The organism is Pseudoalteromonas sp. S2721 (assembly GCF_005887425.1).
GTDB lineage: Bacteria > Pseudomonadota > Gammaproteobacteria > Enterobacterales > Alteromonadaceae > Pseudoalteromonas > Pseudoalteromonas simplex.
The window spans coordinates 17,743-31,451 of record NZ_PNCZ01000013.1 but is presented as its reverse complement, the minus strand read 5'-3'; the positions used below and the strand labels follow the sequence as shown (position 1 = coordinate 31,451).

Below are 13,709 nucleotides of genomic sequence, written 5' to 3'. Positions count from 1 at the left end.
ACTACAATGCACACAAACTGATTTTGGAACACACACAATGAACCTGACACGTAGTTCGCTGAAAAACCCTGCGAGTGTTATTGTCATCTTGGTGTTGATTATGTTGTTTGGCATGTTGAGTATTTTTAAGCTGCCAATTCAGCTCACACCAGATATCGAGCAACCGCAGATCACTATTTTCTCTGGCTGGCGCCAAGCTGCACCTGAAGAGATTGAATCGGTGATCATTGAGCCGCTCGAGAACGCAGTAAAAAACACCCCGGGTGCCTTAGAGGTTAATACTTACATTAACCGTGGCAATGGCTCGATCACGTTGACTTTTGCTGTTGGGCAAAACATGCAACAGGCCATGCTTGATGTGTTAACTAGCCTAAACCAAGCGCCGCCCCTGCCGTTAGATGCATTTGATCCTGTGGTATTTGCTGGCGGTAATAATGGGGAAGCCGCTGCAACGTTACTGGTCACCCCAAAAGATTTTAATAGCGACAGCCTTGATTTAGACATGGCGCAGTTCCAAAAACAAATCGATGAATTTGTTGAGCCCCGTTTGGCACGTATTCCTGGTGTTGCCCGCGTTGATTTAGCCAGTGAGCGACCAAAAGAGTTACGTATCACCTTTGACCCCCACAAAGCCGCCGCACTTGGCGTCAGCCTTGACCAAATCAGTAACGTATTAGCCAGCTCACGCGATACCTCTGGTGGCCTTGCTAATGTTGGCCGTCGTCAATATACCGTACGCTTTACGGGGCAATATGATTTATCAAGCATGGCACAAATGCGCGTTGGTTATTCAGGCGATAGACCCATTTACCTTGGCGATATCGCAAGTGTAGAGCGCACTTTCTCTGACCGTTTAGGGATGAGTGGTCGAAATGGTAAACCCGCATATTACATTCGTATTTCTCGCGCTAACGAAGCCAATACCGTTGCCCTACTCGACGAAATTAACCTTGCCATTAAAGAGCTAAACGAAGGGCCGCTGGCTGAAAATGGTTTATCGATTGAATTAAGTTTTGATGCCTCAGTGCATATTCGTAATGCTTTGTCGTTGGTTAAAAGTAACTTAGGCTTGGGTGTTTTGCTGTCGTGTTTAATCTTATGGCTGTTCTTTAGGGGCTTAAAGGCCACGTTTGTGATTGCAGCGACAATTCCTGTCTCTTTGTTAGTCGCGTTTTTAACGTTGAATATTTTTGACCGCAGCTTAAATGTTATTTCACTAGCAGGCCTTGCCTTTGCGGTTGGCTTAGTACTTGATGCCGCCATCATAGTGCAAGAAAACATCGCAAGGCTCAGAAGTGAAGGCTTTGATACGAAGAAAGCCGCGCTAAAAGGCGCAGCTCAAGTAACAGGCGCTTTATTTGCCTCAACCACCACCAGCGTTGCTATCTTCTTGCCAATTTTATTTATGGCAGGTATTGAGGGGCAGTTATTCTCTGACTTGGCGCTCACCTTATCAATTGCTGTAATTGCCTCTATGATTTGCGCAATTACACTAATCCCGTTAGCTAACCATTTTTGGCCAGACAAAGAACTCAAAGCGGATCCTTATCGTGAATATTGGCAGAAGCTGACTAACTTCATCATGGCGCTTACCAATACCCGCGTTAAACAAATAGTATGGATAGTGTCGTTATTAGGTGGCTCACTCGTCGCGACCATGACCATGCTCCCGAAAACTGATTTTATGCCGCGCGCACCAACCGATGGCTTTTTCTTTAACTTGAACACCCCGCCTGGCGGCAATGTGCAGTTTATGGAAGAAGAGCTGCTGATGCGTATTAAAAAGCGTTTAATGCCTTACTACACAGGTGAAAAAGAGCCGGGGATTAAAGATTTTAACTTTTATGCTTTTGGTTCGAATGCTGGCGGTTTTATTTATTCTGCCGATCCGCAACGTGTTGAAGAACTAATGAAGGTTGCCCGAGAAGAAATCTTCATTGATTTACCCGACACCCAAGTATTCTTCTTTCGAGGGTCGATGATCCAAGTTGCTAATGGCGGTGATGGTCGTAATATCAATATCGATTTAACGGGTCCGAATATGGACGAGCTAATAGCCGGTGCTAATGTGGCGCTGCAAGCTGTCACCGAAGCAATGCCGAATGCCACTGCAAGGCCACAACCACGACTCGATATGGCAGAGCCAGAACTTAGGCTCACACCCAATGACCGTCGTATAACCCAAGCAGGGCTAACTCGTCGTGATGTATCTCAAGCAGTGCAAGCCTATACAGGTGGGTTATTTGTTAATGAATACTTTGATGGCAACGAACGCATGAACGTAATTTTGCGCGGTATACCGTGGCAAACTCCAGAGGAGCTTAAAGCACTGCCCATTGTGACCCCACAATCAGGTGTTCAAACCTTAGGCGAACTTGCCAATATTGAACGCACCGTGGGGCCAACCCAGCTTAGACGTGTTAATGGCCGTCGTACCGTGAGTATTGTTGTCACTCCACCAGCAGATATGAGCTTACAACAAGCGCAAACTATTCTTTCAGAGCAAGTTATGCCAAAAGTTCGTGCAAGCTTGCCCGACAGCTCTGGTGCGATTTTGGCGGGTAACGCACAAAAGATGAATTCGGCCATGCAAGAAATGACAATCAACTTTATCTTGGCTCTGTTTATTTTATTCTTGCTAATGACCGCATTGTTTAAGTCAGCCAAAGACAGCGCGTTAGTTTTACTGGTCATGCCATTGGCAATTGCAGGCGGTGTCCTGGCCCTATTCGTACTTAACTTATTTACCTTCCAATCGCTCGACTTACTGACCATGATTGGCTTTATTATCTTGCTGGGTCTGGTGGTAAATAATGCCATTTTGTTGGTTGACCAAACCCGTGTTGCGATGGCCGCAGGACTCAGTCGAGATGACGCCGTTCGTCAAGCTGTACTGCTGCGCGCAAGACCAGTTTACTTAAGTACCTTAACCAGCTTATTTGGCATGCTGCCACTGATGCTAATGCCGGGGGTAGGTTCAGAAATTTACCGTGGCCTTGCCACTGTGATTGTTGGCGGCATGGCTATTAGTGCCCTATTCACCCTGATATTAATGCCAAGTTTATTGCAACTTGGCAGACAACTACCGCCCGTTAATAACAAACAGCAACCAGAAAAAACGCCTTTAAGCTTGGTATCGAATCAATGAGTATTAAAACAATGAACACACCTTTTCGTAAATTAACCGCTCGCTTTTGTGCGCTATTCAGTCTTATCGCATTTAACGCCTTTGCAGTCGTGCCGGTTACGGTAGAAACCGTTACACAAGCTCCACTGACAAGCGAAATTGAAGTTAGCGGCACTCTGTATGGCAAAGATGATGTAACCCTAACAGCGGGTGTTAGCGGCCGTTTATTATATGTTGTTGAGCCAGGCACTCTGGTTAAAAGTGGCGATACCCTAGTTCGTATGGACACCTTACCGCTTGAACTTGAAAAAGCACGCCAGCAAGAAATGCTCAATCGCGCCAAAATAAACTTACGTTTATATCAACAAGAACTTGCTCGTTTACAAAAACTTGCTAAAGCAAGCAGTGCAGCAGCAAGCCAAGTCGATGATATGCAAAATAAGCATGACCTTGCGTTATCTGATATCGCACTGGCTAAGGTTGAATTAAAAGTAATAGACGATCAGCTTTCGCGTGCAACCGTTCGCGCTCCATTTGATGGCGTGATCAGCGAGCGTTTTAAACGCGCTGGTCGCGAAATAAATCGCGCAGATGAACTGATCACTCTGCTCGATATTAATAACTTAGAAGTGCGTTTGTATGTACCTGTTAAATACTTAAAGTTTTTACACAAAGGCATAGAGTTACCAATTAAAGCTGGCGACTTATCAGCCCCTGATATGACAACAGCCACCGTAACAGCGGTGATCCCATCAACCGATCCGCGTTCACAAACCGTAGAAGTACGTGCTTTACTAGCAAATGATGCTGAGCAAACATGGGCAATTGGCCAACTGGTTGATGTAGCCGTGCCACTAAAAAGCAAAGGGGATGTACTACTGGTGAATCGCGATGCGCTGATCTTACGCAAAAAAGGCACCCATATCGTCAAAATCGACAACGACAACAAAGCCCTGCAAATTCCCGTAAAAGTCGGTAATGGTAAAGACAAGCTTGTTGAAGTCACCCCGACTTCTAACATCACTTTAAATGCGGGCGATAAAGTGGCAGTACGCGGCGCCGAGCAACTACAAACCGGGCAAGAAGTCGAAGTTCAGGTAAAGCAATAACTGCAAGGCTTGAGATGACTGCCAGCTATTAAATATTTTAAGAGCTGGCAGTTATGATAAAGGGTAGTAATGATTATTAAGAGTTGCGCTTGTTTTTGACTTTCTAGGAAGCAAAAAAGCAAGATCAGGGCCCTTCGACTTCCTTACTATCCTGAGTACCTAATTTAATTCCGATGACAGTACCAACAATCGCAAAGGCTATACTCAAAGGCACTTCTACAAACCATAAAGGTGGGATAAATAACGTTTGTAATAGTATCGATACAATTACTGTTTCCACTATAAAGCTCAGTAAATATACACTTAGGGCATAATTCCAAGCTTTTACAACATTGCGCTTAGCCATAACGGTATAAATAGCTGCGCTCAATAAATAAGATGGTAATAACTGGTATGTAAAATATTTACCGAATGAGAGTGAAGCTAAGTTATCACTTCCAATTATTAGAGTGATAAAGGTACTTAATACGGTATTCAAAACCAGCATGACTAAAGTGTATTTTACTATCCTTAAACTGTTCAATTTGTCTCCATATGTTATGTCACAATTATGATTTAGAAATGACCAACTAGATACACTAACGCAGAACTAAGTTTACAGCTACGATTCGCGTTTAAAATACTCGCCTTATAATGCTTTAAAATAGTGAATCATTCTAATAACCTCTTTTATTTTATAGCAATAAAGAGGTTCCCAGCGAAAGCTTAGTGGCAAACACCACCAAAGCATTGAACCTGTGTAAAATTTTGTCTCTTGCTTACTAAATTTAAACTTACATCCTTTGAGGGCTGAACCAAATTTTAAGCTTTTTGGCCTTCCACCTGTTGTAAGTGCTTCATTTGCTTGAGAGATAGATAGCATATCTACTTCTAAGTCAATATAACCATGGCTACAGCCAACCTTTCCTACTTTTATTGAAATAGGATCAGAGTTTTCAATATGCTCGATTACTATGTCATCTAATATAAATTTCATAATTCTTTTATATATGTTACGTGCCTTATAATCAGTGCCTTGTAAGTAAAACTACAGAACCCAAACTAATCGCGCGATTTAATTATTTCGACCATTTATGCTTTTTAATAGAATTCCCCTATCACTTTATTTTAGAGCTCAGCCATGAATACACTAACAGCAAATGATGCAAAACGTAATTTTGGTGAACTACATTTAAACGCTCAACGTGAGCCTATTAAAATTAGTAAAAACAACGAGGACGTCGTAGTGGTCATGTCTATAAGGGATTATGAAGAATTAGAAGCTATGAAAGTCGACTATATTAAGCATTGCTTTGAAAACGCAACAAGAGACTTAGCTCAAGGTAATGTAGTTGATGGTAAAGACTTCTTGGATACTTTATAAAACACTTTGCAAAAGATAAGTTACAAAAAATCCAGAAATTGGGCGTAGCTGTAATGACATTTATCCAAATGGTTTTTACTTTCCTATTGGTAAACACACTGCTTATTTTATTAAAGAAGATGGTTTTATAATGATTGTTGCCGTACTAAACCAATCTCAGCTTCCTGAAAACCACTTATAATTGCACCACCTTCCACAAAGCCAACACCTCTCACTGCAAACAGCCAAACCCTTTTAATAAAATTTCTTGAGTATTCGCGCCGCTTTGGTTTTTATGTTGAATGATCAAACGTGAATCTTGGCTAGTAAAGGTAAAGGCTCCGAGCCAAGGTAGCTGGGCTATAGGTTGCATGTGGTAAAAACCATTGGCATCAAAGCATATAAATGAGAACTCATGATGTACCGGTGCAAATACGCCATAATCAGCGGTAAATACAGCAATGTTGTCTTGCAGCATAAAATGTTTCGCTTGCGTGCCCGCTACTAAATACCAAAAGCATATTGCAGTCATTATCACCACTTGTAAGCCGCCGAGTAAAAAGACTGAAAATTTAACAATACGGGTCGATTTACTGGCTTCCATATAAAGGCGCTTTGCTTTTAATAATAACCAAAGCCCAATGGCAACCATAGTGAGCTTTACAATCATCAGTACTACACCTATTTGATACATCAGCTTAGGGCTGTGCCATTGAATGCCAAATGTTTGCGGGATAAACAAACTATCAATTAAGGGCAGTAAAATGAGTAGGAATGGCAGAATAAGCGCTTTGTTTTTCATTATTTTCTTTTCTCGTGTTCTCACAAAGATAAGAGTTCAATGTTAATTCTTGGACTCTAAAAAAGCAAAAAGGCGCAACCTGAGGTTACGCCTTTTATCGTTCTGGGCAGAACTTAAAATTTACAGTGCAGCGAATACATCGTCTGTTTTTACTTTAGCAACTTCATAAATATTTATTTATGTAATGGTTGCTAGTTTTGCTTCATTGCTTGCCTAGCAGCTTTATACAAACGCCCAATAGTTACACTGAATACCCAACGAATAAAGCTCTCTGTGAATTTTATTGGGATACTTACGCCTTTACCTGCAAAAGCCAGCATACATGCTAACAAACCTCTAAGGGGTTCTGTTTGCTCTGTTTTTATCTTAGCTATATCAGCCAGAGTACGAGCCATAACATCATAAACAGTGGCAACAGGAACTAATGTAGCTTGTAAACTAGCGACGATACCTGACGCTCCGCCATCAACCAATATTGTCATTAATGCAGCTGCTATTTTATCAGCCCAATGTGTTGAGTATGTAGTCTGAAGGCGATGGTTATAATTGAGTATTACACGCTGGCTTATAGAGGTTGATGATTGCACATCTAAATTCTCCCAACGATTATGATCTGCTGTATTTATATATCCAGGCCCATTCGGCATTCCATGTGCTGCGAAACTAATTCCTTGAGCTCGTGATAATATATATTCTCGTCCATTTAACGGAGCATGGTAAAAAGGCCAAACAGGTACCTTAGGAACAGGGTCATTTCCATGAACACAACGGTAAGTCTTTTCAATTCTTGAATGATTATTTATTACAAAATCTTTTTTGCCAACTCGCGGAGCACCAAAGGTATATACGTAAACTGTTTTATCAAATTCTGTACTTATCCAGTCAGCAGCTAATGTCGCTAAGGCTCCACCCAAGCTATGTCCAACACAATGAACAACCCCACCTTTTTTGTCTCTTACACCAGGTTGGTTAAAAAAATCAAAAAGACTAGGTCTTATAGAAGCAAAACTACGCTGAAAACCAGTGTGAACAGCATTCCCATTATCACTATTCGTACTATGGGCTGTTGCATCAGTAACCCAGTCAGCTAAGGCATCAGTCCCTCTAAAAGCAACTACATAATCATTTTTATGTATCATACTACTAGCCTTTCCTTGACCAATAAGTGCGAAGCCTGTTTCTTTACGCCAGAAAAATCCCCCAGAAGTCCCCTTGTGTACTCCGTTTGATAGGTCAAAGCTGAAGTGTTTATCGATATCTTGGTTAACTGCTAGTCGAGCCCCTTTTGATAAGCCATTTTTAATAGAGTATGAGGCTAGTGCTAGGCTAGATGCCATCCTGGGTGAAATTGCGTGCATAATGTTTCCTTACATTAAAATTGAAATTAAAAATTAAAAATTAATCAATATCTGCATAAGTAGATATCTCTTGATTATTATAAAAAGATGTTATGAGGCTATCTTCGAAATAGCATATAGATAAAACGACTTGAGAGCGCATACCACCATAACTTCTTGTATCAACTTCATGGTGTATTTCTTTATTTTGTAGATCTGCATTTAATCTTAATAACAAATCACTTAACGGCTTAACTGGTTCCCACACCTTACTCGTATACCATAGTTGATATAACTTATCGTCGCGCTCAACATAAATCGCTTGTAATACTGGCATGTTCTGTCCAAAGATACTGCCTGGCTTACGAGATTTGATTACCATTTTTGTAAACGAAAACTCACCATTTTCATTTGTAAATGTATGCTCTAGTTGTTCTTTACCATCTTTGTACCCATCATATGCTAGGCTTCTTGCTACTTGCACACCTGATAATGGCTTACCCCCATCAGTTATTCGACCTGATACCTCCGGCGACATTTCTACAGTATGCAATTTAAATCGACCAAACATAGCTTGTACCTCAAGTGGCTTTAATAAAAGTAAAAGATAAAGGCAAATATAAGCTGATAATATGATATGGCGTAAAAAATAAAAGCTCTGGGTTTGAGTGCTTTCTATAACCTTAGAGGAATAAACGATAAACCACCTTCCCTAGTATTTACCTATATGAGGTTCATGCTAGCCTTTTTATGAAGTCCCTTCAAGTACGGTGCTGAAATCAGAACTAAAAAAGCAAAAAGGCGCAACCTGAGGTTACGCCTTTTATCGTTCTGGGCAGAACTTAAAATTACAGTGCAGCGAATACATCGTCTGTTTTAGCAGCACAGATAAAATCATTTTTGTGTAACCCTTTGATAGAGTGGCTCCACCAAGTAACAGTTACTTTGCCCCACTCGGTTAACAGACCTGGGTGGTGACCTTCTTCTTCAGCCATATCGCCCACTTTATTAGTGAACTCAAGTGCTTGCTTGAAGTTTTTAAACTTGTAAACACGCTCTAATTGCATAATGCCGTCGCGCACTTCAGGAACCCAGTCTGGGATCATTTTGATCAATTCTGCTAATTCAGCATCAGATACTTTAGGCGCATCCGCACGACACGCTTCACACTTTTGTGTGCTTAATGAAGACATTATAAATCCTTAACTTGCTAATTTTTCTTTAGGAGGAAACTTTGGCTCATGTAGCCCTAATTCTTTTGCTTTACTCACCAGCGACATGATATCCATTTGTGAAATATCAAATAAGTCATTGATTGAGTTAATGGTGTAGTACACAGGCTGCATAATATCAATACGATAAGGTGTACGTAATACATCAAGCACGTTCATCGTATTGATTTCTGGCTTATCTGAGTACACGTATTGTGTTTCGCCTGGGCTTGATAAAATACCACCACCATAAATACGCAGACCTTGTTCGGTTTGCATTAAACCAAACTCAACAGTAAACCAGTAAAGGCGTGCTAAATAAACACGATCTTTCTTTTCAGCGGCATAACCTAACTGACCATATTTGTGTGTAAACTCAGCAAATGCTGGGTTGGTAAGCATCGCACAATGACCAAAAATCTCGTGGAAGATATCAGGCTCTTGTAAGTAGTCAAACTCTTCACGGCTGCGAATAAAAGTCGCTACTGGGAACTGCTTGTTTGCTAGTAATCGAAAGAACTCATCAAAATCGATCAATGCCGGAACAGGCGCAACTTGCCAGCCCGTTGTTTCGAGTAACACTTCGTTGAGTTCACTAAGTTGTGGAATACGATCTGTTGGTAAATTAATTTTCTTAAGACCTGCTAAATATTCATCACAGGCTTTACCTTCTATGCAAGCGAGTTGGCGAGCAACTAGCTCAGACCATATTTTATTTTCTTCTTCGCTCCAATGGATAACCCCATTTTCATCAGGTTGCTTGGAGGTGTAATTACTTGCTTTAGCCATAATAACCTTCTTCGTTAAATCTTGATCAGCATTGATCAGAATCTCATTAACTTGTTAAGCCGATACTATGTAAAAGTAAGCGAAATTTTAATAGTTAAGGCTGTTTCTAAGGTTTGCAGAAATAGCCTTAACGTAAATTTAAAATTACACTAGAAGATCGAAAAGTTTACACGCCACATTTTTAAAGGGGTAAAAGCAAGCGCAACCGTAAACTTAAAACTACAACCTAGCCAATGAATGTAAATGCAGTTTTAAGATCGTTAATAATATCGTTAACATCCTCAAGACCAACTGATAATCGAATTAAGCCATCACTGATCCCTGCAGCTGCTCTTTCTTCAGGTGTATAAGGCGAATGTGTCATCGATGCAGGATGTTGAATGAGGGTTTCAGCATCCCCTAAACTCACAGCAAGGGTACAAAGCTGAGTGTTATTTATAAATGTTTCGCCATCTTCAAGGCTGCCTTTTATTTCAAAGGCAATAACACCACCAGCGGCTTTCATTTGTGAACCAATAAATTGATGACCCGGATGTGATTTAAGCCCAGGGTAATAAACTTGGCTAACTAACGGGTGTTGCTCTAAATATTCAGCAACTACTTGGGCACTTGCACAGTGGCGCTCCATGCGTACAGCAAGGGTTTTTAAACCGCGATTAATTAACCATGCATCATGAGGACTAATCGTTGCACCAATATCTTTTAGCACCGTCATTTTTATCAGGTTGATATGCTCCTCTGTGCCGCACAAAAGTCCTGCCACCACATCACCATGGCCATTTAGGTATTTAGTTGCGCTATGTACCACAATATCAATGCCAAACGAGGTAGGTTGCTGGAGCAGAGGCGTTAAGAAAGTATTGTCGATAACGCTTATCAGTTGATGCTGCTTGGCAACATCAGCAATTAAACTTAGATCAAGCACCGCCATGGTCGGATTAATTGGCGTTTCAGCAAAAATCATTTTTGAATTGGCTTTAACCGCGCCGCGAATTTCAGCCTCGTTGGTCATATCAACAAAAGTAACTTCGATACCAAAGCGCGGCAACATGTGAGCAAAAAATGCAAAAGTACAGCCGTATAACGCGCTTGATGCGACTAGGTGGTCACCTTGTTGTAAAAAGCTAAGCACAGACGCAGACACCGCACCCATACCCGTTGCTGTAGCAGCCGCTGCTTCACAGTTTTCTAATTGAGCCACTTTTTGTTCTAGCTCTTGGGTTGTCGGATTACCCAAACGGGTATAAATAAAGCCCTGCTCTTCACCGGCAAATCGGGCTGCACCTTGGGCTGCATTAGCAAAAGAGAAGGTAGAGGTTTGATAAAGTGGCGCACTCAGTGCGCCATGTGGGTCATTCGGTTTTTCTGGACCATGAATACATTGTGTATGTAAGTGATGCTTAGTCATTGTGTGTTCTCGTTTTTATTATCAGTACTTCATACTCATAAATAAAACGTAGATACCCACAATGCACAAGCATGCCGGATGCTCAGATGGCTAAATATCACTCAGCTGTTTTTATTAACTGTACACAAAAGTTGTCATTTTGTATTTTCGGTCTCTTTGTCGCTCGTACGTGAGGCAATTTTACGGGCAATACTATTGGCGGTTTCTTTTAGCAAGCTGCGCTTATGCTCTAAGCGAGGTAACGGGCGACTAAGCTCCATCGCTTTATACCCTATACGCGCAGTAAAAATACCTGCACTTAGCCCTTGCGCTGCACGGCCCGACAATTTCCCCAGTAATTCAGCGCTTAGTGCCGTTGCTGCTAAATCTGAGACTAACTCTGCACTACCAACAAACAGTACTTGTTTCACTAATAAGCGGTACAATTTAATACGGCTTGCATAACCAAAACCAATACCGTAAATACGGCCAATTTGCTCAATGAGCTTAGTGCCACGCCATAGCACCGCCATCATATCAACTAAAGCCAACGGGCTTAGCGCAACCAATAAACCAGACTCAGTGGCAAAACGGTTAATCAGTTTTTTCGCTTGCTGATCTTGGCTGACCAATAAGCTATCGGCGTATAAGGTCATGATTTCTTTATCGGTATGGTGACTTGCTATTTGTTGCTTAAACTCTTCAAACCCTGTAAGCGTTTGATGTTTATTAAGCTTTTCAAGCCACGGCAGTGCTTCTCCTACTTGCTCGCTATTGAGTAAACGGTCGGCTTCGGTTCGATGTAATTGATTGCGCTTTAAACTTCTTAGCATGCGGTACTCGCGCCAAATAACACGGGCAATCAGTAGCACACCACTGAGAACAGCCGTTAAATACACCGATCCTAAAATAATTGATTGCTGGAACGTCACAAACAATGACATCGCAAACTCAAGTAGCACTAAAATTAAAAAGCTAACAACAAACACCCCTTTTAGGGTTTGCCATTTCGACTTTTTATACACGGGCTCAAGCTCAATGCTATCTTGCTGATCTTCTTCAGTGTCGATAAATTCGGCGTTTTCTATCACTTTAGCAACAGTTAACTCCTTCGCTGGCGCTTCATTACTTGCAGAGCTTGAAATACGGCGACCAGCCTGAAAGTTCATCTCCTTTGGTTGCTCACTCATGTTAGTTTATCTCCTATCAGGTACTGCATGACATGATCTAAACGAATATGCTTTAACCGTTTATCAGGGCATGGCAGTGGCGAAAACGATAAGAACTCAAAGCCCTGTTTTGGCCACTCTTGTTTGTTGAGAAGGCGTGACGGTGGCTGCGGTGGTAAATACGTTAGCCATTCTTGCTCGCCTAGAGGCTTGCCATAAATACAAGCTAACTGTTGGCCTTTTTCAGCCACTTGGCGTGGCTCTGTTGCGCAGATAGATGACATTGCCATGGTTTCGATTTGCACGCCTTCGAACTTTAAATGATTCGATTGGTCATGCACGATTGAATCAAGCAATAGCGCTAAATCTTTATGATATTGCGCACTAATATGATCTGACTTATTGGCCGCAAACAGTAGCTTGTCGATGTTTGGTTTAAACAAACGTTTAAAGAAGCTTGCTTCACCATAATTAAAATGGGCCAACAATTGGTTAATAACACGGCTTTGCTCATGCAGGGTTTCGCTGCCTTCATTCAAAGCACTGAGCACATCCACTAGCACAATTTGTCGGTCAAAATGACGAAAATGCTGCTCGTAAAAAGGTTTTACAACCTCTTTTACATAGGCTTTATAGCGCTTTTTAAGATGCGCTAGATTCGACCCTTCGGTTATTTCATCTGGCACATGCGCAACAGGGAAAAACTGCAGTAGCGGCGCTCCTTTAAGCTCCCCTGGCATCAGCATGCGACCTGGTTGTAACATGGCAAGCTTGGTGTCTTTTTTAAGGCCGACCAATAACTGTTGATAAAGCGCAGCAACATCAGCAAGTTGGCTCTCATCAACACTGGCTGATAGATCAAGTTCAGCAAGGGCGGTTAAAAATGGCTTCGCTTTTTCGTTGCGTGCTGTTTGTTGCAAGAGTGAGTATTGTGACTCACACCAATCAGCAAATGATTGCTCTAGCATTGGCAAATCAAGTAGCCATTCACCTGGGTAATCAATAATGTCTAAATAGAGCGTTGACTGCGGTGCAAAGTGACCGCGTAGTCCCGAATTAATTTGGTACTTAATTGCCAAACGTAGCGTATTTATACGCTCGGTAGAGGCAGGCCATGCGGGCTCACCTTCAACAGGTAATAACGCTGATAATGCATTTGTGTATTCAAATGTCGGTATTGTCAGTGCTTGCTGCGGCACTATTTTTGTGGCGATATGACGCTTTTCGCGCATCACATCAAAAAAAGGTAAGTTTTTATCGTCAGCTTGGCTGGTTAAATGTTTAACCAAGGCGGTAATAAAAGCGGTTTTGCCGCTGCCACTTAAGCCTGTAACGGCTAACTTCACGTGTTGATCTAAACTACGGTGAAGGGCTTTTTCCGCTTTATTTTTTAACGAATTAAAGGTGTTCTTTGCAAATGATTGGCTCATAAAGTG

Annotated in this window: 13 protein-coding genes; 3 read left to right on the top strand and 10 right to left on the bottom strand. The window is 41.7% G+C overall.

All coding sequences use genetic code 11. The features are described from left to right. Positions 1–37 precede the first annotated feature (37 nt). A complete protein-coding gene (locus CWC02_RS06405; RefSeq protein WP_138617124.1) occupies positions 38–3,148 on the top strand; it encodes an efflux RND transporter permease subunit in 3,111 nt (1,036 codons plus the stop codon). Further along, positions 3,145–4,236, top strand: a complete 1,092-nt coding sequence (locus CWC02_RS06400; protein ID WP_407681624.1) for an efflux RND transporter periplasmic adaptor subunit — start codon at positions 3,145–3,147, stop codon at positions 4,234–4,236. The genes CWC02_RS06405 and CWC02_RS06400 overlap by 4 nt, the downstream gene beginning before the upstream one ends. A gap of 124 nt (positions 4,237–4,360) precedes the next feature. On the opposite strand, the gene CWC02_RS06395 is transcribed toward CWC02_RS06400, so the two are convergent. Both CWC02_RS06395 and CWC02_RS06390 read right to left on the bottom strand, forming a co-directional pair. After that, positions 4,361–4,759, bottom strand: a complete 399-nt coding sequence (locus CWC02_RS06395; RefSeq protein WP_138617122.1) for a hypothetical protein — start codon at positions 4,757–4,759, stop codon at positions 4,361–4,363. Between the two features lie 105 nt (positions 4,760–4,864). Continuing rightward, the gene (locus tag CWC02_RS06390; RefSeq protein ID WP_138617120.1) at positions 4,865–5,212 is read right to left on the bottom strand and encodes a hypothetical protein; all 348 of its coding nucleotides are present in this window, start codon (positions 5,210–5,212) and stop codon (positions 4,865–4,867) included. A 144-nt stretch (positions 5,213–5,356) separates the two neighbouring features. On the opposite strand from CWC02_RS06390, the gene CWC02_RS06385 reads away from it, so the two are divergent. Then, on the top strand, positions 5,357–5,599 hold the full coding sequence (locus CWC02_RS06385; protein WP_138617117.1) for a type II toxin-antitoxin system Phd/YefM family antitoxin: 243 nt from the start codon (positions 5,357–5,359) through the stop codon (positions 5,597–5,599). A gap of 211 nt (positions 5,600–5,810) precedes the next feature. On the opposite strand, the gene CWC02_RS06375 is transcribed toward CWC02_RS06385, so the two are convergent. From CWC02_RS06375 to CWC02_RS06340, 8 genes are all read right to left on the bottom strand, one after another. Further along, the gene (locus tag CWC02_RS06375; RefSeq protein ID WP_138617115.1) at positions 5,811–6,380 is read right to left on the bottom strand and encodes a hypothetical protein; all 570 of its coding nucleotides are present in this window, start codon (positions 6,378–6,380) and stop codon (positions 5,811–5,813) included. A gap of 191 nt (positions 6,381–6,571) precedes the next feature. Then, positions 6,572–7,738 (bottom strand): lipase family protein, encoded by a 1,167-nt coding sequence (locus tag CWC02_RS06370; RefSeq protein ID WP_138617113.1) that lies wholly within the window; start codon positions 7,736–7,738, stop codon positions 6,572–6,574. A 40-nt stretch (positions 7,739–7,778) separates the two neighbouring features. Further along, positions 7,779–8,288, bottom strand: a complete 510-nt coding sequence (locus CWC02_RS06365; protein ID WP_138617111.1) for a DUF6795 domain-containing protein — start codon at positions 8,286–8,288, stop codon at positions 7,779–7,781. A gap of 277 nt (positions 8,289–8,565) precedes the next feature. Further along, entirely contained in the window at positions 8,566–8,910 is a 345-nt protein-coding gene (locus CWC02_RS06360; protein WP_036969771.1) for a 4a-hydroxytetrahydrobiopterin dehydratase, read from the bottom strand. A gap of 9 nt (positions 8,911–8,919) precedes the next feature. Further along, entirely contained in the window at positions 8,920–9,717 is a 798-nt protein-coding gene (gene phhA / locus CWC02_RS06355; protein ID WP_138617109.1) for a phenylalanine 4-monooxygenase, read from the bottom strand. A gap of 226 nt (positions 9,718–9,943) precedes the next feature. Continuing rightward, the gene (gene megL, locus CWC02_RS06350) at positions 9,944–11,125 is read right to left on the bottom strand and encodes a methionine gamma-lyase (protein ID WP_138617107.1); all 1,182 of its coding nucleotides are present in this window, start codon (positions 11,123–11,125) and stop codon (positions 9,944–9,946) included. 134 nt (positions 11,126–11,259) lie between these two features. Continuing rightward, positions 11,260–12,294, bottom strand: a complete 1,035-nt coding sequence (locus tag CWC02_RS06345) for a TIGR01620 family protein (RefSeq protein WP_138617105.1) — start codon at positions 12,292–12,294, stop codon at positions 11,260–11,262. Further along, positions 12,291–13,703 (bottom strand): YcjX family GTP-binding protein, encoded by a 1,413-nt coding sequence (locus CWC02_RS06340; protein WP_138617103.1) that lies wholly within the window; start codon positions 13,701–13,703, stop codon positions 12,291–12,293. Before CWC02_RS06340 ends, CWC02_RS06345 begins: the two co-directional genes overlap by 4 nt. Positions 13,704–13,709 lie beyond the last annotated feature (6 nt).